The sequence below is a fragment of the Candidatus Fukatsuia symbiotica genome, assembly GCF_003122425.1.
GTDB lineage: Bacteria > Pseudomonadota > Gammaproteobacteria > Enterobacterales > Enterobacteriaceae > Fukatsuia > Fukatsuia symbiotica.
This window is the reverse complement of sequence record NZ_CP021660.1, coordinates 17,520-40,950: the sequence shown is the minus strand read 5'-3', so window position 1 is coordinate 40,950 and position 23,431 is coordinate 17,520. Positions and strand designations below refer to the sequence as shown.

Below are 23,431 nucleotides of genomic sequence, written 5' to 3'. Positions count from 1 at the left end.
AACTTCCTTTATGAACAGGTGAACACAAGATGAAAAAACAGTCTGTATCGCCCGTACATCGGGGGATATTAACCATTGAACTGTTAATCGGGCTGGTTATTATTATGCTCGCTGGTCTTTACGGCTATCCCCGTTATACGCAGTACCTGCAAGAACTGGAATGGGGCGTGGCGGCCAGTAACATGACCGCGGTTGGCCGTGCCGCCAAAAGTTATATCAGGGATAACCGCGATACCCTGGTCAATCGTGTCAAAGGTGGCACGCCGATCACCGTCAGTGCCGCAGAATTACAACAAGCGGGGTATTTACCTGCCGGGTTTTCGTTGAGCAATACCGCCGCACAAACCTATCAGGTCGGTATTGCGCGTGATCCGCACTTTCATGAAAAACTGGTGGCTTTTGTGCTCACTTCCGGCGGTCAGGAAATTTCTTACTTAGGATTGCGCACTATCTCGCAAAAAGTGGAAGGGTCCGGCGGCTATATTTGGCCGGATAATCTGGCTGTCGGGGCGTTTGCGGGGTGGGAAATGAATTTGACCCGCTATGGTCTGCGCGCCGCAAGAGGGCGGCTGGCTACCTGGTTATCCTCTGATGTGCTCGGGACGGACAGGCAGGAAAGTGACCGATTGTATCGCTATAAAGTGAATAACCGTCCAGATCTTAATCGTATGCATACGGATATCGATATGCATGACAATAATTTGAATAATGTGAAAGGAATACAGGCGAAAACAGGTCATTTCAGCAACACTCTTACCACGGAGAATGACATAAAAAGTAACCAGGGGTGGCTCATCACGTCGAGCGGTAAAGGGTGGATGAATGAGCCCCATGGGGGTGGACTGTATATGGATAACGATGACTGGATCCAGTCGGTGAATGGCAAAGGGATATCGACCACGGGTCAACTGAAAGGCGGTACGGTTCATGCCGATGGCCGCTTGTCCACGGGCGAATTTTTGCAGTTGGATAACGCAGCGGAATCTGGTAATGCCTGTGATAAGGTGGGATTACTCAGCCGTGATGCAGTGGGTGCCGTGCTTTCTTGTCAATCCGGTGTCTGGACAGCCCTGGGGGGTGGCAGTATGTCACGCGCAGGGGTGGATGCCTTATCCATAGAGGCGCCCGGAAATTTTAATTTTATCCTGGTGTCGATTTCATCAAAATTTTATGCCACCGATGGTTCACATACCTCAAGGGCGAATTTTACTGTGTTGGTTAATGGCACCGTGAGGGGAAAAATAACGAATAGCCTGCATGTCAGTAAAGGTGGCTCTCGGGGCACTACTGGGGCTACCAAACGGTGGGGGTGGCGCAAAAACAATACCGTGTCAACATCGCTAAGGGCGATAAAATCAGTGTCGCGCTGGGTTCAAGTCGCTATCATTTGACCAGTGATATCAAAATTGATTTATCGAATTAACAGGTTAATACCGTCGCTATGTTAACAGTATGAAAACGCGTTATCCTTTATCATCTTAATCAAACTAACGAAAAAATCATGGCAAAAAAATCACTGGAGCAAACAACCGCCAATATGGCTAAATTTTTACAGGATCAGTCGCTGTCCTTGCTGGAAAAATTAGACATCCTGGACCAGGATGAGCTGGCTGATGAATGCCAGGAATTGCATGAACTGGCGGAAGCATTACATCAAAAAATTAGAAAAAAATATGGCCCTCCTCCCGATTGAGGACTAATGCAGGACCTCTGCTTTTAACGGAAACTCCCCATGAAAAATTATTACTACGCTATTTTGGCGGGCTTGCTGCTGTCTGGCTGTCAGGTGCCTAAAACCGATCAGACCGCCGCGCAGGCGCTGGATAAGGAAACCAGCGCGATTTCACGCACGCAACAACAGCTCCATCAGGCCGGGGCCATCAATCAAAAAATGCAACGTTTTCCACAGGCTATCCGCAGTGATGCTCAACGACTGGATCTGGATTGGCAAGGCGATGCCGTTGAATTGTTAGCTCAATTGGCGTATCAACGAGGGTTAACCTTTGCCTACAGTGGGGTGCGTTTGCCGCTACCGCTCAATGTGCATGCCCGCTATCTCCGCTTTGATGATTTGTTACGCCAGATTGAAGCGCAAATAAGCTGGCGGGCCACGTTGAGGCAACAATCCAACACACTACATCTGTATTTTGCTTTACCCGATAAGCGAGGCACTGTGTCATGAAAAAACCGGCACTGGCGGGGTTGATGCTGCTATTCACGCTCCCGGTGTTTGCCGACGAACAGGCAGTGCCCCCGCCTGATATCAAAACCTACCTTAATCCCTCCAGCCAGCAGCGCGGGATGAGTGACACCGTCTATCAAATGCTAACCGAAGCGGGGCGCACCCTAGGATTTCGCGGTGGTAAAGCCCAACGTGCCTGGGAACTGCAAGCGGCGTTACGGCATAAGGAGCCAACACTCAATACTTTGTATGATTTTCGGCCGCTTATTAGCCGCCAGGGCTGGTTGCCGCCGGTGATCGCCGCGACCAAGGACATTGCTCATATCACAGCGGATCAGATACGTACTGCCAGCAGGGTGTACAACATTGTGTCGTCAGAGCGGTTTGTCAGTAATCCGCCGGGCTGGCGTCAGTATTTACTTGCCGGGTTGGCTACCGCCCCCACGGCACTCCCCGCCAGTGCGGTGCTGCCGAAAGACGGCCAGCAACGCACCATCTGGCGTCAGGCGGTAGAAAAAGGCTGGTCAGAAGGCCGTGACAGCGCTGATCACACTCTGGAAGCCAATTTTAATCGCCTAACTCGTGATTACGCGGGCATGTTGCACTATTCAACCTTGTTGCAGCAAGGCATGGTGACTGCGCCACGTATTACCGAACAACAGCAAACCGTCACCGGCACCCCGGATCAACTGATCATTGGCGACAAGGTAAAACGGTTAAAACAACGGGCCCGGTTTGATAGGGATAAAACCCACTGGCAACCGATCATTACCACGGAGAAATGAAATGTCTGCAGATAGCCTGCCTCCCTTTGATTTCAGCGCTGGCTTAAGCGCGGATACCTTGCGCCGCTTTTTTACCTGGTGTGCGCGTCACAACGTCACCGATATTCATCTGCAAGGCGGCTCGCCCCTGATTGTTGGTCGTTACGGGCGACTAGTAAAAGCCAGTGCCTTTCGCCTGGAAGATGCGCAATTAACTAAATTGATAGATGAAATATTTACACCAAAAATCAAGGCGATGGTGAAATCTGGTCGGGGTGTCGATCGGGCACTGCAACTCGATGGCGATGCGGATCAGCGCTACGGCCTGAGTCGCGGCGAACGGTTACGCTTTCGTGCCAACTTTATTCAGGTCACGGCAGGGCGCCAGGAATTGACCATGGCCGTCACCTTACGGCTTATTCCCACGCACATTCCCGCATTGGAAAGTCTCGATCTGGAGCCTGATTTGTTGCGCCATCTACTGCCGCATAAAGGATTGATATTGGTGTGTGGTGAAACCGGTTCAGGTAAATCCACCTTACTGGCGGCGATTTATCAGTATTGTTGCCGTTTGTATACAGACAGAAAAATAGTGACCTTTGAAGATCCGATTGAATATATCCTCGGCACGCCAGAAAACCTGCTGCCACCTGCGCAATCACAGATTGGCCGTGATGTCGGCAGCTTTGCCGAAGGACTGAAACTGGCCCTGCGTCAGGCACCGGATGTGATTGGGGTCGGAGAAATTCGAGATAGGGAGACCTTGAGCGGCGCGATAGCCTGCGGGCAATCAGGGCACTTATGTCTGTCTACCTTACACACCCATTCACCCGGCGAAACCATCCCACGTGCGGTGCTGATGTTTCCCGCAGAAATGCGTGAAGCCGCCGCCCGTGATCTGCTCGGTGTCTTGCAAGTCATTGTGGTACAGCAGTTACTGCGAACGACTGATGGCAAGCGCCAGGCAATACGCGAATATTTGATTTTCGATGAAGCAGTACGCCGAGAACTGGCCTGTTTGAATTACACCCAGTGGAGCCACTGGATTGACAGTCGTTTGCAGGCTCAACAAGCCCGTTTGGCCGATAAAGCTTGGCAGTTATATCAAACAGGCCGTATCCCTCGGGATGAAATGCTGAATGTTGTTAGCCACGGTGAACTGGAACAGCGGGAAAGAGATCGTTGCTAAATATTCAGTAATGTTTAATTTCCGAACAGATCAGCATGGGTTTCCGTGCGTTCAAACCGAACAGAATGGCTGTCCAGGGTGTAAATCAGGACCCAATCAGATTCGATATGCAGGTCTCGAGAAGGTTTCCATTCGCCTTTAAGTGGATGGTCACCCAGTTCACGCGGCAGGGGGTTACCTTTCAGTAGCAGTATGATCACGGTACGGAGTTTATTCATATCTTTACCCCGTTATGTGGAGATATTGTAATGACAAAAATCCAACAATACGACTGCGGCCCTCCAGATTTACCTCCCATTAGGGGACTGACAGATTGGCTGGCCATGCTTATGGGTTGTAATATCCATGCTCAACACTACCAGAGAGTACGACACTATGTTCGTGGTCTTCTTTGTGCTCTGCTTAACAAACAGGAACGTAGTGCGCTGACGCTTTCCGATAATGTCATAGAGCAGTACACAGCCTTGCCCCTCCTTCTCAATCTTTGCAAAGAGATGCGTCAATACAAAGCAACAGACCAGCTCACCTCATTGGAGGTCTATTTATCCACTTTACCTGGCATAAATATGAAGACCTGTACGCTGACTTGGAGGGTAAGAACAGCCGAGAAACGCCATCAGGCGCTGATACAAAGCCGTCAGGCAGTCAGCATGCTGGCCTGGAAGATAAAAAAAATGCGTGAAGCATCTAACCAAACCTGCCCCTGCGATGACTATCACAAGATAACTTTCTTGGCTCCTGAGGAAAAAAGAGGTTCACAGGTAGAGCAGATGTTAAGTGATCCAGTCTGCAACAGTAAGCATCCCATCAGGGACGAGTGAAAAAGCCTTGTCGTGGGTTACCAAAGTCGCTTTAGCTGCTATCGCATGCGCGGCAATCAGCATATCTAATGCGCTAAGGGTGATACCGGCAGCGGCGCAAGAAGCACGCAAGTCCCCGTAAACGGTTGCCGCTTCGCCATCCCAAGGCAGTATTTTAACACGAAGAAAAAATTCGCGTATGAGGCCCGCAAAGGTGACTGGATGGCCTTTACGGGCGAGTCCGTAAAGCAATTCAGCTTGTGTAACGACCGAGATGACGATGCTTTCCATCGGTAGCACAGCCAATCGCTGGCGCGCTTCCGGTGGATTACCTTTGATAACATAGCTTGCCATGTTCGTATCTAGCATAAAGCGATTCAAAATAGATCCCTTTCTTCAGCGGATAGATTTTCACGATCAACCATGAAATCTTCCGGAATATCAGTGCTATCGGCTAGCGCGAAAAAATCTTGCCAGGATGCTGGCTTAGACGATAAAACAACCTCGCCCGTATCCTGGTTACGACGAATAAAAACTTCTGATCCCTTGAATCGGAACTCCATCGGGAGCCGTACGGCTTGACTGCGACCGGTAGTGAACAGTTTGGCTGTAGTTGACATGTTTATCTCCTTGTTGATACCTATCAAAAGTATATATCACACATAAATACATATCAATGGTATGTATTATCACTGCGCTACCGTTTATTTTATTTTTTGTAAGGAGCTTATTTGGACATTTCGCCCTGGCGGGATGCGTCAAGGCCGTTGACGATTTTTGGCATTCCGGCGTTGTTGTTGACGCTGTATTTTGCCTGGTTTCGTTGGCCAACGCTGCTGACACTGGCACTCTGCACCGCCATTATCCTCTTTTTTAAAGTCCTTTCGGTTTTTGGCTACACCCTGACGGTGCTCACCCAGCGCCTGCTGCATCTGATGCGCGGTAATCCGGTGGTGGGTCGCCCCTGGTGGTATCGGAAATTTTTTGAATAAAAGGAGTTAGACATGATTGCGACTGAAAATACCTGGCTGGTTATTCCCTATGACCAGCTGCCTGCCGCCAAACGCGTCGCGGGAAAATTACCTCAGGGTGATCACGCTCTGGCATTCGATAACGTGCAGAAGCTCTGGTTTGCCAAGCCTGGCGCCGATCTGAGCATACTACGTCAGTGGTTGCCGGCTCCACTGGCCAAAATGCCTATAGAAACCAATCCACGTGAGGAGTTTGCTGAGGTATTGGCGGCAGCGGGTTTTGAACTGGATGGCTTGCCGGAAATGGATGGGCAGCACCACAGGGTAAGAACCTTTGCGGATAAATCAGGCGAAAAAACAGGGGTTTATGTGGGCTATCTGGATGGCGTACCCGCAGGCTGGTACCAGGATCACCGCCTTCACGCTGAACCGCAAAAATGGAAGACCAGTAGGCAAACAAAGGATAAACAGGCGCAAAACCATGTGCGGGCCAGTGCCTTACAAAAAAAACAGTCCCGGGCCACTGCCCAGGCCCGTCAATACCAACATCATGCTCATCGCATCAGTCAATTAGTGGCGTTATTGCCGGAGGCCTCAGCTCAGCATCCTTACTTGCTACGTAAAGGTGTTAAAGCGACAACAGGCGTAAGACAAGACAAACGCGGCAGGCTGGTTATTCCGCTGCGTAATGCCGCCGGAGAAGTCCGAACAGTGCAACGTATCGGCGGTAATGGTTTTAAATCGCTGAAAAAAGGCGCGCAGAAAGCGGGCAGCTTCTTTGTCGTCGGCGGAGCATTGCAAGCCGGTCAACCACTGCTATACGCCGAAGGCTATGCTACCGCTGCTAGCATCCATGCTGCCACTGCTCTCCCGGTAGTGATGGCGGTGGATGCGGGTAATTTGCCGCAGGTAGCAGCCGCGTTGCGTATCCGCTACCCCGATAGTCAGCACCTGTTTTTGGCCGATGATGATCGCAAAAATAGCGCCAACAAAGGGCTAAAAAAAGCCCAAGAAGCAGCTAATCTCACCCGAGGGCGTGTCGTCTCACCGGTATTCACCGCGGAGGAAATCCAAAAAAATCTTACCGACTTTAACGACTTGCAGCAAGCACGAGGCGTCGATGCGGTGCGGGAGCAACTCGCTACGCATTTAGCGGCCTTAACACTGCATTCAGCATCCTTACTCACTGAAAAACAGGAACAATCTGTGAATGCAAAAAACACAGCATCATTAGAGACGCGACCGGATGATCAACAAAACGCTTCTGCAGAAGCTGACGATCAATTGCTTACAGCGGTGAGCAGTGATGAACAGCCAGAGGTCACCGCCTGCGATAACGGTATCTACACTGAACCCGTTAAAGATCATGCTGTACCCCAACCAGTAAAAGCAGCTGATTTAGATGCGGTACTACAGAATATCACCCATCAATATGAAGGCAAGACGGTGGTCTATGCCCACCAAGGTGAGCGTGCCTTTATCGATCATGGCAACCGCATCACCATGGCGTCCCCCGCCGCCAGTCAAAATGACACCCTGGTGCTGGCGGCCCTGTTGGTCGCCAAGCAACATTATTACGGCAAAGTGGAATTAACCGGCAGTGAGGCGTTTAAACAACGTGCTATTCATTTAATCGCCCAACATAAGCTGGCACTGGTGCTAAAAAATCCTCAGCAGCAATTGATGCTCGATGAGGCCAGAAAGAAATCCGATCATCGTGAAGCAGCCACCCCGGTTGCTGCACCCGTTGATGCAATCGTGGCAATTGATAGCTCAACAGCAAACCCGCCAAAGGTAACGCCCACCGACGCCCAGAGGCAGGCTGAAACCCCGCGGAAAAATTAACCGGAAAGCTGCTAGAACACAGCGCTTCACCGTACCAGTTTAATCAGGCGGAAAACATGAGTTATTTTGTCAGAATGCGTACTGTCGGCGGTGAAAAAGTGATTTGGGGCAAGGAATTAAGCCAGGCTGTGGCTGACAGTGGCATGAAAATCGGCGATATGATCACCTTGCGCTGCTTAGGTCAACACCCCGTCACCCTCAAAGTCCCGGTGAAAGATGAGCAGGGCACCCTTCTCCGTTGGGAAAAAAGAGAGGCGCATCGTAATCAATGGGAAATAAAATCAGCCATCGATCCCCGTCTTCTGGTAAGCGATCGGCGGCATGTCTTTCCTCCTGCCTCGCTACTCGCTTACGACCGGGTGGCCTTTGAGCAGATACAGCAATCGGTACTGAGCCAAACCGGGATCACGCTATCACTGCCTGCCAGCGAGTCGCCATTGCTCTGGTTGCAACCGGATGGCAAGGGAACACAAAAAATAGGCAACCCCGAAACGGTGTCGTTACCCACGCCCAATCAGGCGGCGGGGACGCCAGTGATGAGTGCTTGTTTGCCAGAGGGTCAGCTCTCGCTGCAACTGGTGCAGGGAAACGGCGATTATTTGCAGGGGATTGTGCGGCACAAAGGAGAATATCAGCACGTACTGGGGCAACTTTGCACCCGAGAAAACGGTTCGCGCTACCTGGCACTGAATGTCGTTGAAGCCGATGGACTACGCCCGATTGGCCACGGCAATGCCGTGAATCAGGTTCGGGGCGCGATTGTGGCCTATGACACCTTTGTGTTTCGTCTGCAAGGCGAAGGAAATAAGGTAGTGGCCAAATTGGATCAACCAGAAAAGATGACACAGGTATGGCATAAAAAGTTGGGATTTACTCAACACTACACTCCAGTGACAACGTCACCTGCACCGGATGCCACTGTAATGGCAGCAAATACACCAAAAATGGATCCGGGTCATGCGCCGCGTCCCGGTATGTAGAGGTCATTTTGAGCGATAGAATGAAAAAATTACAGGGCGTATTGTTGTTCAGTGCTTTGCTGATAGCAACGACAACTTTTGGTCAGGCTGCACCTTGCCGTGCTTACAGCGCGGCGTTAATCGGCAGTCAAAGCGGCTATGAACAGGCAAAAAAGGCTGCTGACGCCTGGGCGATGCGTGAAACCCAGGCCACGAATGCCTTACAGCAATGTCTGGGAGGTATCAGTACTTCCCTCACTATACCGACCTTCCCCAATCTGGCCGACATCCTGAATGGGATCAAAAACAAGGTCTGTGCCGCTGCGCGGGATAAAATTTCGGGCTATATCCTGAATAACATCAATCCCTGGGGAGAATTGAAGGTGGAGGACACTCCGATACCCAGCAAAACGCTATCAGCCTCACAGCCGATCATCCCGACTCCCGACAGGGGATCTCCTTTTACGCTCAATTAGCGGCCATATCTGAGGGTTTATTGCATGAAAAAACCTCACCGAGTTGTCGATGCGGACAACGGCTTATCTGTGCCTGCGCCTTACCGGGCGGCCATTGAGCTGCATCAGCAAAATCAGTTGGGTGCCCGCTTTGCCCGCACGACACTTAAAGTGTGCTTGATAACCAGCTTCTGTCTGGCGTGCTCAGTATTGTTGAATGGTTATCTGGCCTGGAAAGTGGCGCATCCACCGGTTAGATATTTTGCGACACAAGAGGGGCGGGTGATCCCGCTGATCCCCCACCCATCAACCGGCGTTCACCTTGGCTGAGGTGGCCGATTTTGGTGGCAGCGTGATCCGCGATGCTTTCACACTGGATTTTGTTCATTTTAAAGTACAGATGAGCGCGATCGCTTCCCGTTTTTCCGACGAAGGTTTTACCAGCTATTACCAGGCACTGACACAATCCAATGTGTTGGCGGCGGTGCGCGATAAAAAGATGAACCTGGCGGTGATGGTAGCACCCGGCGTGGTTCGACAAAAAGGCCCGTTATCCAACGGGGTGTACGCCTGGGAAATCCAGTATCCAGTGACATTGAAACTGGCCGGCCAGACCACATCCCTGCCCGAGCAACGCTTTATCTTTTCTTTGTTTATTCAACGCGCTGACGTGAGGGATAAACCCACTGGCCTGGAAGTGACTCAATTAGTGACCTTTGATGCAAAATAACGGGATCTTCATGATGAAAAAATACTCTCTTTTTCTGCTACTGGTTAGCCTAACAGGGCACGCCAGAGCAGCTGAAAGTAACAATCATTGGCAGTCGGCTACATCTGCATCGACTGCTAGTCCAGAAAAACAGGTACCACCCAAAGATCAAGAACCGTTGGCCACGCTGCCTCTACCGTCAGCGGCACTGCGCTATACCCAGGAGCAGGCCACACCGTTATCCGGTGCAGAAATAGAACAACTTGGCCGTGCAGCGGATGCCGCCAGTCGCGGGCGGGCTTATCAGTCACGGGTAACCCTGCCGCGCATCAGCACCTTGACGGTCAATTTATCGCCCGGTGCCAGTGTACCCATTTTGCGTACTGCCGCCGATCAGACCAGCAGTGTCACCTTTTCTGACAGTACCGGCGCGCCCTGGAAACTGGGGGCACCACCGTTTAATTCCAACAACAAAGGCTTTCAGGTGAGCTACATCCCCGGCAGCGCCATGATGGCGGTTCAGGCCTTGCGCCGTTATGACACCGGCAATGTGACCGTTTACCTGGAAGGCCTGGCAGTGCCGGTGGTGGTCAATTTAACCAGCGGTGAGCCTGACAACAAATCAGCAACGCAAATCATGGACAGCCGGTTAGATTTGCGACTTCCCCAGCGCGGGCCTGACGCAAAACCAATGGCGCAACCGGAAAGCAAAATTGGCCTGTACAACACTGTATTGCAGGCATTTTTGGATGGGATGCCTCCCCTGGAGGCTAAACGGTTACGCACCAACGGTAACCTGGCATCGACGACAGTCTGGCAACTGGGTGACGATCTCTATATTCGCTCGCGTAGTGAAATTAGGGATGAATTTGAGCAAACCCTATCTTCCCTCGACGGCACTCACCTGTGGAAATTGCCGCTAACACCCTATGTCAATTTTTCCGTGATGGGCCGTACCGAGCCGTTGACCATCCATCTGGAGTAACCCATGCCTATTGAAAAAGAGTTGGCGCTGGATACCAGCAAGTCATTGATACTGATAGTGATTGGTGTCGTTGTTTTAGGGTTTGCGATTTACCTGGGCTACAGCTTGTACAACAAACCCGCTGAGGCACAATCCAACTACGCGATCGACAGTGTGGCGGCCAATGTCGGCCGTCACACCACAGAAAGTGCCCAATACCGCGAACTGCTGGAAAAATATAACGCCACCGAGGCAGCTATTGCCCGCGAAGAAGGGCAAAGTTTTGTCGCCCGTATCCGCGAAGGCGCTATCGACCCCGGTGAGAAAAAACAGCCGGGTCGGCCACCCGATAAGCTAAACACAGTGCCACCTGAGACCAGTGGTGAACGTTCAGTGGCCGCCGATAATTCAGGGTTAAGTGAGAATCGCAGGAAAGCGATTGATAGTTTGCTCCAGGATTTAAATGGGCAGTGGCAACCGGTGCCGTTTCAATTGGCATCACGAATCGAGGGAGGAGAAGGGAATAAAGGGGACACCTTTACCGCCTGGACAGCCAGTTTAGCGCCAAAATATAAGGATGCGCCGCATTTTGCTGGCAGGGAAATCACTGATACAGAAATCGTGGCACCTTACACCCGCGTGCCGGGTGTCATTGAAACCGCCGTTGATTCTGATAACCCTGATTCACAGGTTTTAGCGACTATTCCCAGCAGTCGTTACGCCGGCGCGCAATTGCATGCCCGTCGTGTTCAGCTAGCCGGTGACGGTGTCACTATCCACTTTGAGCGCATGAGTTGGCGTGGACAAACTTATACCGTCGATGCTTACGCGCTCAGTGATGACACCTTGCAATCCTCTGTGGCAAGTGACGTCAATCATCGTTATTTTTCGCGCATTATCTTGCCGGCCATCGCCATGGGTCTCGGGCGCACTGGGCAATTGTTTGAGCAGTCCAGTACGCAAAATATGATCACCCCGCAAGGTAGTGTGATCCAGACCCGCCCGGCTACCCCGAGCGGTAGCACTATCGCAGGGACTGTTGTCGGTGGGATCGGCAATCAGGCAGGGCAGGTGATGACCAGCGATGCGGCACGATTACCCATCAAACAGGCCACGATTAACCGTGGGCAAATTATCGCCATTCAATTTATTGGCGGCGTGTATGAAGCAAATAACGTGCGTCGGCAAACTGAGTCGGGTAGCCAGCAGCAACCCTCGACAGGAAGGGCACCATGAAACGTGAAAAAACGGACCTGTTTAATTTCGATACAGTGGACACCAATGATAACGAGGGATCCAACAGAATCAGCGAGCCTGAGATCCTTATGGAGACAGTGTCACAACCCAAACGCTGGTTTGGCCTAGGATTACGCGACCTATTGATACTGGCGGTCTGTGTCATCCTGGGTGTGGCTTACCTCTTTTGGCCCAATACACAGGTCCAGCAAAGCTCTGCCCGATTTGCCCCCTCTGAACCCAAGGCATGGAACTCAGCTTACCAAAAAACGGAGCCTGGAGTATCCACTATGCCGTTAGTGGTCGATCCCAATACACTTTCCGTTGCAGCGGAAGCCTTGACCACCTTTAAAAAAGAGATAGCGACGATTTTGGAAGCGCGCCGTAGTTTCGCGGAGGAAAATCGTGAGGCTATAGGGGCGATATCAGAGCGCCTGGCGTTGGCTAATCAACAGGTTAAGCAGCTGGAACAGCAATTGAGTGACATGGCTATCCGCCTGGAAAGCGTACGCACTCAACCCGCAGCCTCAAAACAAAGGGTCTCTACGCCAGTGAAAAAAAGAACCCAAAATCCACAACGGGCCAGTACCGATGGCTATCAGATCAACACCCTGTGGCAAGGTATGGCGTGGGTATCGTATAAGGGCAGCACTCATGCCGTCCGTGAGGGCGATACGCTGGGCAAGCTGAAAATAAAACATATTGACGTTTCAAAGCGGCAAATTGAAACCTCTGCCGGCATCATCCGTTGAAGGAAGTAAAATGAATACTGACCTGATCCAGATGCTGGTTAACTTTTCCCGCAATATTACCCAGTCCGGCATCAATTTGGTGATGACGCTGGCTGTAGTAATGGGGATCGTCAGCGCCATTGTTTATCTGCTGCGCTTTGCGCTCCCCAAAAGCCATCGGGGGCCGGCTCAGAGTCGAGCCTCGGTAAAATGCTGCTGTTTCTGATGCTGTGTGGCGGGTTGATTGCGTTAAGGCAAATGATGAATGCCTCTGCCCATCAGCTAGGCTTCGGCGATGTGACCTTTGATGCCATTGCTTATGTTTCATCGACCAAATACGGCCCGGCTGCCGAGGCCATTAATGCGGTACTCACTTTGCTGCGTTTGCTGGGAGTCATTTTTTTCTACCAGGGCATGAGGCGCATGAAACGCTCTCTGGTTGACGGCCATACTGGCCTGACGGCCGGCGAAGATGTTTCCAACGGCGTGATTAAACTGCTGATTGGCACGCTACTGATTTGCAACCCTTACTTTTTAACCGCATTGCAAAACACCCTTACCATCGTCTGGTAATCAAGCATTACCTGACACGTTAATCCTCACTATTTTATCCATAATCAGGAGATTTTATGCACCCCTTTAACCATCCAGTACTATTTGTCTGCACCCATCTTTCTCTAACGGCTGAGCGCCTTAGCCAAAAAATGGCGCAAGGGTTAATCGCGCTGATTGGCCTGTGTACCGCCCAGGTTGCTTCAGCCGATGAGGATATTGCTGGCATGGTCAATAGCATCACTTCGGGTATCACCAGTGTCAAGCCAGGGCTGCTGTTGGCGGCGCAAGTGGCGGGCATCGGTTGCGTGATTGCCGGTATTTTCTTGTGGCTACGCAAGAAAAACGATCCGCATGTTAAAGGCTCGCACATCGCCATCTTTATCGGTATTGGCTGCATTCTAATTGCACTGGATCAGTTCATCAGTCGTGGTCAAAAGCAGGCAGGTTTCCGGCCAGTCAGTGTGAGCTGATTGTTGTGGCATTGTCACCAAAAATGATAGGTTTTACGAGGCTCATCCATGCTGGTTTTTTCTCTACTACGCCATACTTGGGGTCAGGAGTCACAAAAAAGCACTCCAGACAAACTCCATCGCCAAGCACATGAAAACAGTCAACATCAATGCGAATTTTGTGGTTACACCTCAAAAAATAACCACCTGCATTTTGTTGATCACAATCCGCTCAACCACCACAGTGACAACCTCACGGTGGTCGATCCCTTATGTAAAGCTTGGCAAAACCTGGGCGCACTGGATGCTGACGATGGATTTGTGGTGTATTTGCCTGAAATAAGACCTGAAGATGTTAATCACCTGCAGCGTGCCGCTATTTTGGCACTGCAATCAGCCGATCCCGCTTATCGGGATGTCGCCAAAACAGTGATTAACTGGCTGGCGGCGCATAAAAAAGAGGTAGAAGCGTTTTGGGGCACGGCTCATCCTGGTGAATTTGCCGAAGCACTGATGCAGGCAGGTGACGAACAACGCACTGAATTACAGAGTCGCTGGCGTCATTTGGCATTGATACTCAATCCCAAAAAATTGACCGGTAAGGGGATCTTTGCTGATGGCGTGCCTGAATCGGATACGGCTCTGTGGGCGGATTTGTATAAAAGTTACTTAAGCCACGATTGATTGTAATGGCTCAACTTTTGGTATTTATTCCGAGGTGAAAATACCAACCAAATTGCGACCACAATAGGCGACGCGCTCAATCCGTACAATATTAGCCATAACACGGAATAGGATCGCATAGCGCCCGACAGTTGCCATACGTGCTTCCTCTCCAATATCAGGACGCAGTTGGTAAAGCAACGGGTTACATTGGATGTCGTAAAATTTTGTGCGGATCTCCCGGATGAATGTTACTGCACGACCAGGATTATCCTGGCCGATATAGTCAGCGATATCATCCAGATCACCTTCAATGTAGCCCGAGAGTTCCAGTTGCGTCACTTTTTTTCATCCGCCGCAATCGACTGATATTTATCTTCGAGACGATCAAATACGTCATCAATTGATCTCCCGGGTGTTTTATCACTTATCGCCTCTTGCCAAAGTCGACTCAGATCGCCGATGTTTTGCTGCCGCAGTCGATGTTTATATGTCCAGTCACGTAACGCATCGCGAACAACTTCGCTACTCGATGCATATTCACCAGTAGCCACCGCGTTGCGGATGGTATGAACCATTTCAGATGGCAAGGCAATGCTGATTTTCTCGGCGCTGGCCATGAGGATACCCTTCATTAAAAGTAGGAATAATTCTTACTATAGTATCAAAACGGGAAGGAGTGGCAATAAAAAAAGGGCAAATCAGATAAACATCTCCACTTTTTACACCTCCCATTTTCATTTGAACAACACGGGATCAAATATCATTATGATCGAAAAAACCCTCACTGCCATTGAGTCAGCGATAGCGGCGGTTTCACGCTACACCCTGGGCAAAGATTTCACCACTTACTGTGATCTGCGTACCGTGATTGGCTTAACAGAAGAAGATGAAATGCTTCGCCCGCCTTGCAGGCGCCTTACATTTTTGTCACTCATACCGGCGATTACGCCAGTGTATTTGAAATCCAGGGCGCATTTTGCGAGTTTGATGAGCAGGCCGCCTTGAGTGAGGCCGAGAAAAAAGAAGACGCCTACTCTTTTCATTATTACATTGCACGCTTGCATACCGCGCTGGCTAGTGAATTTAAAGCCTTGGGCCACAAGCTCAGTTTTGTCTTTGAACGTGATCCGGATAAAGCGCGGGAAGAATTAACTCGGCTAATGTCCCCGCAATCCCGTGCCACTCGTCGTATTGGGATTGATTTGGATGACATTCTGCAGGAAAAAATCGATAAATTAGTCCCTTTTGTCGCGCGGGAACGGGCTTTTATGGTGGTTTATACTGGGCGGATTGCTCTGCCTGCCTCAGAGCTAAAAGAAGAACAACAGCGCCTAAACCAACAGCTGGAAGGTGCCCCCGTTGCCTGTTTCTGCCAGGATCCAGAACATTATCGCCTAGAGGGCTTGAAGATCCGCCATGATGCGCTAGTGAGCAAGATAGAACAGGATTTTTCCACCGACGGTCAGGGTGTATTACTGCGCCTGATGGATGCGCATGAAGTGGGATTCAGTATTCAGGAAGAAATTGATCGCACTGGCACCGCCCGCAATTGGCAACCCCTGTTGCCAGGGGACCCAATTTTTCCTCACGGGATGCCGAAAGGCGAAGATCACAGCGGACTATTGCCCCCTCACCTGAATTATCAGCTGTTCTCGCAAGAAGCCAATACCTACGGTAATCTGGTCGAACTGGATGGCCTCTGGCACAGCAGTCTGGCGTTGACACTGGGGCCACAAAAGCCGGAGACCTTCACTCAACTGTTTAACAAGGTCAATCGCAAAGTGCCCTTTCGAATTCGTTTTGATCTGATGCCCGGTGGGCACGATATTTTGGGTAAAAAACGCACCGCACTGGATTTTCTCGCGGTGATCCCCTCACTGCGCCCGGTGTATGCTGCCGTCAATTGGCTGGCTAACAACAATGATAGTGATCCCACCTGTGTGATGACCATTACGGCCAGTACCTGGGCGGATAATCCACAGGGCGTGAAACGCAATATCACGATGTTACAGAAAGCCTTCCCATCCTGTGGAGTCTGCGAGATCACCCGCACGTTTGGCGATCCGCTGCGCGCCTGGACTGCTACGATTTTAGCCGCTGCGACTAACGGTGGCGTTAATCTGTTATTTCCCCCCTTGTCCGCAGCCCTGGCAATGTTGCCACTGAGTCGGCCCGCGACGCCCTGGCCGGATGAAGCGAGTGTGGTGTTTCAAACCGTCGATGGCAAACCCTTTCCGGTGCGTTTGGGCAGTTCGCTACAGGAAAAATTCACCGAAATTATCACTGGTGAACCCGGGTCAGGCAAATCGGTATTACTGAATGTGCTTAACGAAGTGGTGATCAGCAACGGTCAAACTCAGTTACCTTTTTTGAGCGTCATCGACAAGGGCTACAGCGCACAGGGATTGATACGCCTGCTCCGCGATGCGCTGCCGCCTGCGCGCCGTAATGAAGTGGTCGGCATGGTGCTACAAAACGACGCACAACATTGCCGCAATCCGTTTGATATTCAGCTGGGAGCGCGTTATCCGCTGATGCCAGAGCGGACTTGGCTGCTCAATCTCTGCTACGCCCTATGTACCGATCCCACTACCGGCCATCCCCCCAATGCCAAAGACACCCGGCAAATTCTGGGCAGAGTGATCGATGAAGCTTATCGTAATAATGCAGAAAAAAGCCCGATCCGCTACGCCCCCACACTGGTGCCAGCGGTGGATAAGGCGCTATTCAACACCGGTTTGCGTGATCAATATACCGACAGTGAATGGGAGGAATTTGCCTGGTATGAAGTGCGCGATATGCTGTTTGACAAAGATTGTATTAGGGAGGCCACCCTGGCGCAATACCAGGCGGTCCCTGAGCTGACCGACTTGCAGGGTTGGCTAAACCATGAGGATGTGCGCCATGCCTTCGGCAACATCAATCGGGATGGATCACAGGAATTATTACTGGGCACTATTTCACGCTGCCTCACGCAAGCCAGCACCGAATACCGCATGTTGGCAGGCCGTACCCAGTTCGCCCTCGATGCTAATACCCGCGTTATTGCCATCGATTTGAATAATGTGATAGGTGATGATTCTGATGAGGGGCAGTTACGTACTGGCATACTGTATCTGTTTGCCGGGCAAGTGGCCGGCGGGGATTACAGCTTGCCGCAGTACCGCGAGGAACTGCTGGCTAAAATTGATCCCCGCTATGAAACGTTTCATCGGGCGCGCCTGGAACAACTCGATCAGGAGCTGAAAACCAAGGTCTACGATGAGCTGCATAATGCCCGCAAAGTCCGTTTTATTTTTAGCGCGCTGGAAACCCAAGATCGGGAACAACGCAAATTTGCTATTCGTACCGTGCTTTCTTCACAGTATTTGAGTGATTTTCCGCCTGATTTGCTGAAATCAGCCAACTCGCTGTACCTGATGCGGGTTCGGCCAGAAGACGCAAAAATATTAACTGAGCATTTCCAGGTGCCCCCAACCACTGTCCGGCGTTTTATGACCCTCAGCAAAGGGGCCTGCTCCGATGGCAGCGGCACCTGCTTTTTGGCGGTATTTCGCACTAAAGTGGGGCGCATCGCACAAATCCTCAAAAATACGGTGGGCCCACGTGAACTCTGGGCGCTCAATTCCACCCCCAAAGACAGTGCATTGCGTAACCTGTTATATGAGCAACTCGACGGCCACACCGCCCGCGATATTTTGGCGGAAAATTTCCCCACCGGCAGTGCGGAAAAAATCATCGAACTGCGGCAAAAGCAGGCAGGGGAACAGGATCACAGCAACATTACCCGCCGGCTGGCGGAGGAGTTAATTGCCCGTCGCGGGACACATTTGTGAGAGAACCCAATGAAAAAAACACTGATAGTGAGCGTGCTGATAATCGCGGTCAACGCCATCGCCATGCCGGTGGAAGTCACCCAAAGCCTGCCGGTAACCAGCCAGGTTGTCCCAGCGCTCACGGCGATTAATGCCACTTTGGCACAAATCGCCGCTACCGAATTTCAAATCGGTAGTGCTATTAATCAAAATAGCGACAAACTGGCAGCGATGCTGGAAGAAACAGCCAAAACTCAGCGCGATTATGACACCTTTGCCCGCAAGACCGAGCGACTGGAAACCGCACGGCGCAGTTATACGGTACCCGATAGCCTTTGCAGCGAATCAACATCTGGCATGGTTGCGCAAGTGGCCGCTAGCTCTACAGCAATGCAAAGCCGCTTGGTGGGTGGCAGCGGGATCGCCAATAAAAATATTCAGACTGCGATCACGACCTCGGCAGAGCCTTTGGATCAGGAACAATTTCGTGCCGCCGCTATCCATGCTGATTACTGCAGTGCAGCGGAGCACGCCGTTTACGGTGGCACACCACTGTGCCCAAAAATAGCGGATCTGCCCGGTGGAGATAACGAATTGCGATCGGTGCTCTCGGGGGCCGGTAAATCCGGGAACCCCCCGGTACTGACCTTCACTCAAGCGCAGACCGATGCCGCGATGATGTACCTGAAAAACACCACTCAGCGCTCAGCCGGGGATCAACTTAAAAAAGGGGAGGCAAAAACCGCCACCGGCCAGCAATATGCAGGCCTTCTCAATCAGCACCAGGCCATTCAATCTGCTGCGGCCCATCCGCAACTGGCGATGATTGCCGCCAGTCAGGCCAGTCCGCAAACGACCGCAGTGTTAAAAGAAGCCCTCCAAACACCGTCAGCGGCGGCGTATTTTGCGCAACATGCCTCACCCGAGGCAAAACGTACCGCCGCGCTGTCAGAACGTGAACTGGAATTTTTTGAAGTCGGCCGCCGTTATGCCAATACCGACTACCTCACTGATTTGCAGGCAATGGAAGGCGATAATCTACTGCGCGAAGCGATACGCATCCAAAATCTACAAAACTGGCTGCTATTTGGCATCAAACAACAGCTCCAAGAAAGCAATATCATCAACGGTCAGCAACTGGGCCTCAGTGCTGACCAGGAATTCAGACCGCTGTTACAGCAAAAACGACAACAAATCAGCGCAGGAGTCAGCCGCAATGGATAAAGCTCAACCCGTGATACCCGCCAGCAGGTCAACACGCTGGCTAAAAGGCAGCTACTATTTCTTTAATATTTTGCTTCCCCTCTCGGAAACGCGCCGCATCGCGGCGGTATCCGCCCGCCCCTGGCGTACCCTGCTGAACCGGATACAGGGCTTGTGTCCAAAAAAATCGGCAGCAAAATCAGTGACAACGTCACTTGATTGGACGCAGGCCGTTAGAGCCAGTGGTCAAACGCCGGATCAACTGAATAAATACTATTTGGCGTCAAAAAAACGATGGGGGTTTGTTTTGTTTATTCCGATCCTTTTGATCGGTATTCTGATGGCGATGCTGTTATTGAATGCTGCCACCCTGCCCCTGATAGTGTGGATAAAGGCCAGTTTGCTTTCATTGACTTTATTGTCCGTCTCGGCTTGGGGATTTACCCGCGCTTTACTCTGCGAATACCGCCGCTGGCAGGTGCGTGAACGACGGGTATCCCCTCTCGAGCGGGGAGAATTTGGTTACTTTTTGGCGGAAACTGCCTGGATTAAAAAAACGCTGAAAAGCCTTTAGAGAAAGGGTTGGGTGCTCAAGAGTCGTATGTCTTTCACCGAAAAGGCGGGGGTGAACCCCGCCCTGCGGTTAGCTCTTAAGTTCGTAGTTCAGGAACACCGCTACCTCCGTGTTACCTTGTTTGATACGTAACTCACACAGTGAATCACGTATCAGCAAGGTGAAAAGTAAAATTGTGATACAAATCACAATTTTACTGGACAACGCGAATTTTCGCGGCATTCTGACCTCCGATTGCATTTCTGCAGTTAAGAGGCTATCCTTACGTTGATTGGACATATTGATGGCCTCGGGTTAATTGAAAAATAACTCGGGCTTTCGTCTTTCTGCCTATCACGACTGCTCAAGACAGAAAGCCTCAAGCACCCAACACCATCTTAGCAGAATTCCTTTTCAGCACCACTTTCTCCTTCCTAATAAATGTTATCAGCCCGCCTGATAACGTCTCCTATTGCGTGGCAATAAATGAAAAATTTACTGCGGTTACTCGGTATCCTGGCACTGATGCTTTATTCTGTGCACCTGCTCGCCGATGACATGAATTTTACCACCCTCTCCGGCGCAGCCAAACGCAGCGGTGATTTATCCCGCCAGATGCTGGTGATGATTTTTGGCGACATCGTGAATAATCCATTGCATCCCACTAACACCAGCATGATTGGCCAACTATTTTTTTTCTTCAATAGCATTATTGCCGCCGTAGCTCTGTTTTGGTTTGTGGCCGTTACCTTGCGCCAACTGGTGCGTGCCGGTCATCAGGGCCAGGTGTTTAGCGGGGGCAGAGGCGCGCTCTATCCGTTAACCACACTGCTCGGTTTTCTAAGCCTGGTGCCGACCGCTTCCGGCTGGTCAATATCACAGCTTATCGTGCTCTGGGCGGCCTCCATCATGGGTGTCGGCTCAGCCAATCTGATTATCGATAGAGCGGCAACCATGCTGCAAGGCGGTCAATCGTTGGTGATGCAGCCGATTGCTCCGCAAACATTGAGTGCTTCGCGGGCAATATTTGAGATGAATTTGTGTATGTACGGCATGAATGACGAACTTCATACGATGTACAGTGAAAGTGGAGCGGCAACCGGCACGCCCTATATGAACATTAAAACCTTTCCGGAAGGCTTTATGATCAGCAATGGCAGCGCGCAATGTGGATCGGCACGCTTGCCGGTTAGCCGAAGAGATAGCCGCTGGCAACCGCTTTTTAACGTACCGGTCAATACAGGCCCGTTAATCATTGCCCAAAGTAACGCGTTAGACCGCATGCAAAATCAACTTTCACAGACCGCCCTCAACTTTGCACGGCAATTTAGACAAAAAAGGCAAACAGGCACGGGTACAATTGCCGATGTGGAGAGTAAAATCCAGCAAGCAGCCCGCGAGTACGAAGACAGCATCAGCCAGGCGGTACGCACGATGGATAACGGAACGACGTTGCAGGATGTGGTGGCTACACAGCTCAGACAATACGGATGGTTGGCCCTGGGAAGCTGGTATCAAACCTTTGCCACTGCCAATAACAAGACCAACGCCGTGGTCAACATGCGCCCCACAGTAACCGGCATGTCCAGATTGGGTGAGTTAGGTGTTGGGTCTTACAACGAGCAACTTACCGTTGCCTACCGTGCACAACTACAGAACAGTACCTATGCCGCGCCGTTAGGTACACAGACCAGCAAGGATAATCAGCAAGCAAGTGATGCGACAGATGCAGCTTCTGTGCTGGTTGGAATAACTAATTTTTGGGGGAAGAGTATTGTCAATAAAGTTGTAAATATAGATTTCGGTTCAGAAAATAATGACAGCAATCAAGTCAATCCATTACTCAAGATGAAAGCCATTGGTGATTACACCTTAGGCGGAGCCACATCAATATTTAGTGCCTATACCGGTGCCAAAGTGCTAACAGCTTGGGGAAAAGGCAATCTGGCAGGAAATGTTATTAATACCATCACAGGGGCTGGGGATGCGGCGAGTAGCTTGCTGGAAGCGATAGGACCGGTAGTCTATTTTTTAGTATTCGTACTGCTGAGCATCGGTTTTAGTTTGTCGGTCTATTTGCCTTTTATCCCTTTATTTATTGGATTAGCGCCGCCACCAACTGGATTGTTGGTGTACTGATTGGCGCTACCGCCGGGTCATTATGGGCGGCGACGCATTTGGGTGGTGAGGAAGACAAAGGCAGTCGTTCGGCTTATGGCTATGTTTTTCTAATTGATGTGATGTTGCGCCCGATGTTGATGGTATTTGGCTTTCTCTTTGCCAGTCTGGTCGTGGTCGCTGTGGGCACTTTGCTCAATACACTGTTTGCTTCAGCTCTCGCCAATGTACAAACCGACTCCATCACGGGCTTGGTCAGTATTGTGGGTGTCTTAATGATTTATGCGCGTATTTGTACCACTTTGGTCTCCAGTGCATTCAGTCTGCAAGTGAGTATGCCAGATTATGTCATCTCCTGGTTAGGAGGTCGTGAAGGGGCCAGTATGCTGGGGGTATGAACGAATCTATTAAGGGTATGTTTGCCAGCTTCGGCAGCGGCGCAAAAACAGCACCCACAGCGAAGAGAATTGTGGCTACACCCGGCGTGGATAACAATAGCGACGGTATGAAATAAGCTAACAAAACTAACTAATTTTAATATAAAAATCAGTTAGTTGATGCTATAATTTAGTATAAAATCAGGAGGTAAACCATGCGAAATAAAAAAACTATTGGCGGAGCTTTGATGCATCTCGCTTTATTTTTTTATGTGTGGGCAGGCATTCCATTTTTCTTGTTTGTAAGCATTATGTCGTTTCGGATGGCTAATAACGTATATTTTAGGGCTGTGAGAGATAGAGATCTATTATATGCTAATTTATCTTTAGCCGCTCTCGTCATCCCTCTACTATGGTGCACAATCAGCTACATCAACAAACGCCTATGTCTAGCTAAAATACTCTCAGTCATTAAAAGCGATGAAAGTTATTATCCAGCGCCAGACAATGAAATCCGCGAAATGCATTCCAGTGCCTATTTCGGGATTGATCCTAAGCGCGGCACTATGCTTTATGTTCGCCTAATCAACAAAAAAGAAATTGATATTTTAGGTTTTAATATAAGTAATTGGCGAAATTGTGAGTTACGAGCTAGTAATCGATTACGTCTTTATATTAATTCTGCAGAGATGCCATTTATTGATATTCAGAATAACAAAGCCTGGTTACTGTATGAACGGATTTGCGTAATGAGGAATCAACAATACAATTATCCCTATAATTTTCCAGGCTACGTGAAACACAATACTGAACGGTTATCTGAGAAAATGGGATTTAAAATGTTACCCTGCTGAATACAGGCCAGATCGTGACGAAATGGTGTGTTCGAT

General features: G+C 50.5%; 30 protein-coding genes and 1 pseudogene. 25 read left to right on the top strand and 6 right to left on the bottom strand.

The window, feature by feature from the left end; translation table 11 throughout:
* Window positions 1-29 precede the first annotated feature (29 nt).
* The 5 genes from pilV to traJ all read left to right on the top strand — a co-directional run bounded on the left by pilV (window position 30) and on the right by traJ (window position 4,135).
* Window positions 30-1,391, top strand: a complete 1,362-nt coding sequence (pilV, locus tag CCS41_RS14020; RefSeq protein WP_119797815.1) for a shufflon system plasmid conjugative transfer pilus tip adhesin PilV — start codon at window positions 30-32, stop codon at window positions 1,389-1,391.
* Window positions 1,392-1,501: 110 nt separating this feature from the next.
* Entirely contained in the window at window positions 1,502-1,693 is a 192-nt protein-coding gene (locus tag CCS41_RS14015; RefSeq protein ID WP_119797814.1) for a Rop family plasmid primer RNA-binding protein, read from the top strand.
* Between the two features lie 39 nt (window positions 1,694-1,732).
* Window positions 1,733-2,182, top strand: a complete 450-nt coding sequence (locus tag CCS41_RS14010) for a DotD/TraH family lipoprotein (RefSeq protein WP_119797813.1) — start codon at window positions 1,733-1,735, stop codon at window positions 2,180-2,182.
* On the top strand, window positions 2,179-2,967 hold the full coding sequence (locus CCS41_RS14005) for a type IV secretion system DotC family protein (protein ID WP_119797812.1): 789 nt from the start codon (window positions 2,179-2,181) through the stop codon (window positions 2,965-2,967). The genes CCS41_RS14010 and CCS41_RS14005 overlap by 4 nt, the downstream gene beginning before the upstream one ends.
* A gap of 1 nt (window position 2,968) precedes the next feature.
* Entirely contained in the window at window positions 2,969-4,135 is a 1,167-nt protein-coding gene (gene traJ, locus CCS41_RS14000; RefSeq protein ID WP_119797811.1) for a plasmid transfer ATPase TraJ, read from the top strand.
* 14 nt (window positions 4,136-4,149) lie between these two features.
* Here the strand turns inward: traJ and CCS41_RS13995 are convergent, their stop codons facing one another.
* Window positions 4,150-4,353 (bottom strand): type II toxin-antitoxin system RelE/ParE family toxin, encoded by a 204-nt coding sequence (locus CCS41_RS13995; RefSeq protein ID WP_119797810.1) that lies wholly within the window; start codon window positions 4,351-4,353, stop codon window positions 4,150-4,152.
* A 30-nt stretch (window positions 4,354-4,383) separates the two neighbouring features.
* Here CCS41_RS13995 and CCS41_RS15785 point away from each other — a divergent pair, with 30 nt between their 5' ends.
* Window positions 4,384-4,956 carry a hypothetical protein gene (locus tag CCS41_RS15785; protein ID WP_119963870.1) on the top strand — a complete coding sequence of 191 codons (573 nt, stop codon included), beginning with the start codon at window positions 4,384-4,386 and terminating at the stop codon, window positions 4,954-4,956.
* Here the strand turns inward: CCS41_RS15785 and CCS41_RS13990 are convergent.
* Both CCS41_RS13990 and CCS41_RS13985 read right to left on the bottom strand, forming a co-directional pair.
* Complete coding sequence (locus CCS41_RS13990) at window positions 4,909-5,316, bottom strand: type II toxin-antitoxin system VapC family toxin (protein ID WP_240313931.1); 408 nt, start codon at window positions 5,314-5,316, stop codon at window positions 4,909-4,911. The genes CCS41_RS15785 and CCS41_RS13990 overlap by 48 nt on opposite strands.
* Window positions 5,313-5,555: an antitoxin gene (locus CCS41_RS13985; RefSeq protein ID WP_119797809.1), complete on the bottom strand. Its 243-nt coding sequence runs from the start codon at window positions 5,553-5,555 to the stop codon at window positions 5,313-5,315. Before CCS41_RS13985 ends, CCS41_RS13990 begins: the two co-directional genes overlap by 4 nt.
* 111 nt (window positions 5,556-5,666) lie before the next feature.
* Here CCS41_RS13985 and icmT point away from each other — a divergent pair, with 111 nt between their 5' ends.
* Genes icmT through CCS41_RS13930 form a run of 13 tightly spaced genes read left to right on the top strand, consistent with a single transcriptional unit; the run spans window position 5,667 to window position 14,493 of the window.
* The gene (gene icmT, locus CCS41_RS13980; RefSeq protein WP_119797808.1) at window positions 5,667-5,927 is read left to right on the top strand and encodes an IcmT/TraK family protein; all 261 of its coding nucleotides are present in this window, start codon (window positions 5,667-5,669) and stop codon (window positions 5,925-5,927) included.
* A gap of 12 nt (window positions 5,928-5,939) precedes the next feature.
* Window positions 5,940-7,751, top strand: a complete 1,812-nt coding sequence (locus CCS41_RS13975; protein ID WP_119797807.1) for an LPD7 domain-containing protein — start codon at window positions 5,940-5,942, stop codon at window positions 7,749-7,751.
* A 56-nt stretch (window positions 7,752-7,807) separates the two neighbouring features.
* Entirely contained in the window at window positions 7,808-8,731 is a 924-nt protein-coding gene (locus CCS41_RS13970; protein ID WP_119797806.1) for a hypothetical protein, read from the top strand.
* Window positions 8,732-8,751: 20 nt separating this feature from the next.
* Window positions 8,752-9,186 (top strand): conjugal transfer protein TraL, encoded by a 435-nt coding sequence (locus CCS41_RS13965; protein WP_119797805.1) that lies wholly within the window; start codon window positions 8,752-8,754, stop codon window positions 9,184-9,186.
* A 24-nt stretch (window positions 9,187-9,210) separates the two neighbouring features.
* Window positions 9,211-9,495, top strand: coding sequence for a DotI/IcmL/TraM family protein (locus CCS41_RS16845; RefSeq protein WP_240313930.1), 285 nt, complete (start codon window positions 9,211-9,213; stop codon window positions 9,493-9,495).
* A gap of 1 nt (window position 9,496) precedes the next feature.
* Window positions 9,497-9,895, top strand: a complete 399-nt coding sequence (locus tag CCS41_RS16840) for a DotI/IcmL/TraM family protein (protein ID WP_240313935.1) — start codon at window positions 9,497-9,499, stop codon at window positions 9,893-9,895.
* Window positions 9,896-9,905: 10 nt separating this feature from the next.
* Window positions 9,906-10,859, top strand: a complete 954-nt coding sequence (locus CCS41_RS13955; RefSeq protein ID WP_240313929.1) for a DotH/IcmK family type IV secretion protein — start codon at window positions 9,906-9,908, stop codon at window positions 10,857-10,859.
* A gap of 3 nt (window positions 10,860-10,862) precedes the next feature.
* Window positions 10,863-12,074, top strand: a complete 1,212-nt coding sequence (gene traO / locus CCS41_RS13950) for a conjugal transfer protein TraO (protein ID WP_119797804.1) — start codon at window positions 10,863-10,865, stop codon at window positions 12,072-12,074.
* Window positions 12,071-12,826, top strand: coding sequence for a conjugal transfer protein TraP (traP, locus tag CCS41_RS13945; protein WP_119797803.1), 756 nt, complete (start codon window positions 12,071-12,073; stop codon window positions 12,824-12,826). The genes traO and traP overlap by 4 nt, the downstream gene beginning before the upstream one ends.
* 10 nt (window positions 12,827-12,836) lie before the next feature.
* Window positions 12,837-13,031, top strand: a complete 195-nt coding sequence (locus CCS41_RS15780) for a hypothetical protein (RefSeq protein WP_162860112.1) — start codon at window positions 12,837-12,839, stop codon at window positions 13,029-13,031.
* Window positions 13,016-13,378: a conjugal transfer protein TraQ gene (gene traQ, locus CCS41_RS13940; RefSeq protein WP_119797802.1), complete on the top strand. Its 363-nt coding sequence runs from the start codon at window positions 13,016-13,018 to the stop codon at window positions 13,376-13,378. The genes CCS41_RS15780 and traQ overlap by 16 nt, the downstream gene beginning before the upstream one ends.
* A 56-nt stretch (window positions 13,379-13,434) precedes the next feature.
* Window positions 13,435-13,830, top strand: a complete 396-nt coding sequence (locus tag CCS41_RS13935; protein ID WP_119797801.1) for a DUF6750 family protein — start codon at window positions 13,435-13,437, stop codon at window positions 13,828-13,830.
* A gap of 48 nt (window positions 13,831-13,878) precedes the next feature.
* The gene (locus CCS41_RS13930) at window positions 13,879-14,493 is read left to right on the top strand and encodes a TraT conjugal transfer protein (RefSeq protein WP_119797800.1); all 615 of its coding nucleotides are present in this window, start codon (window positions 13,879-13,881) and stop codon (window positions 14,491-14,493) included.
* A gap of 24 nt (window positions 14,494-14,517) precedes the next feature.
* Here the strand turns inward: CCS41_RS13930 and CCS41_RS13925 are convergent, their stop codons facing one another.
* Both CCS41_RS13925 and CCS41_RS13920 read right to left on the bottom strand, forming a co-directional pair.
* A complete protein-coding gene (locus CCS41_RS13925; protein WP_119797799.1) occupies window positions 14,518-14,814 on the bottom strand; it encodes a type II toxin-antitoxin system RelE/ParE family toxin in 297 nt (98 codons plus the stop codon).
* A complete protein-coding gene (locus tag CCS41_RS13920; RefSeq protein ID WP_240313928.1) occupies window positions 14,811-15,107 on the bottom strand; it encodes a ribbon-helix-helix domain-containing protein in 297 nt (98 codons plus the stop codon). The genes CCS41_RS13925 and CCS41_RS13920 overlap by 4 nt, the downstream gene beginning before the upstream one ends.
* Window positions 15,108-15,240: 133 nt before the next feature.
* Here CCS41_RS13920 and CCS41_RS17835 point away from each other — a divergent pair, with 133 nt between their 5' ends.
* The 4 genes from CCS41_RS17835 to traX are packed head-to-tail and all read left to right on the top strand — an operon-like array spanning window position 15,241 to window position 20,067.
* The gene (locus tag CCS41_RS17835) at window positions 15,241-15,480 is read left to right on the top strand and encodes a hypothetical protein (RefSeq protein ID WP_420866982.1); all 240 of its coding nucleotides are present in this window, start codon (window positions 15,241-15,243) and stop codon (window positions 15,478-15,480) included.
* Entirely contained in the window at window positions 15,477-18,311 is a 2,835-nt protein-coding gene (locus tag CCS41_RS13915) for an ATP-binding protein (protein WP_420866981.1), read from the top strand. The genes CCS41_RS17835 and CCS41_RS13915 overlap by 4 nt, the downstream gene beginning before the upstream one ends.
* Window positions 18,312-18,320: 9 nt before the next feature.
* Window positions 18,321-19,514, top strand: a complete 1,194-nt coding sequence (gene traW, locus CCS41_RS13910; RefSeq protein ID WP_162860111.1) for a conjugal transfer protein TraW — start codon at window positions 18,321-18,323, stop codon at window positions 19,512-19,514.
* A complete protein-coding gene (gene traX, locus CCS41_RS13905; RefSeq protein WP_119797797.1) occupies window positions 19,507-20,067 on the top strand; it encodes a conjugal transfer protein TraX in 561 nt (186 codons plus the stop codon). The genes traW and traX overlap by 8 nt, the downstream gene beginning before the upstream one ends.
* A gap of 69 nt (window positions 20,068-20,136) precedes the next feature.
* Here the strand turns inward: traX and CCS41_RS13900 are convergent, their stop codons facing one another.
* Window positions 20,137-20,289, bottom strand: coding sequence for a Hok/Gef family protein (locus tag CCS41_RS13900; protein WP_119797796.1), 153 nt, complete (start codon window positions 20,287-20,289; stop codon window positions 20,137-20,139).
* Between the two features lie 243 nt (window positions 20,290-20,532).
* Between CCS41_RS13900 and CCS41_RS13895 the strand changes: the two are divergent.
* Together CCS41_RS13895 and excA are read left to right on the top strand one after the other, a co-directional pair.
* Window positions 20,533-22,562, top strand: a pseudogene (locus CCS41_RS13895) (DotA/TraY family protein).
* 194 nt (window positions 22,563-22,756) lie between these two features.
* Window positions 22,757-23,395 (top strand): plasmid IncI1-type surface exclusion protein ExcA, encoded by a 639-nt coding sequence (gene excA / locus CCS41_RS13890; protein ID WP_072549706.1) that lies wholly within the window; start codon window positions 22,757-22,759, stop codon window positions 23,393-23,395.
* Window positions 23,396-23,431: the final 36 nt, after the last annotated feature.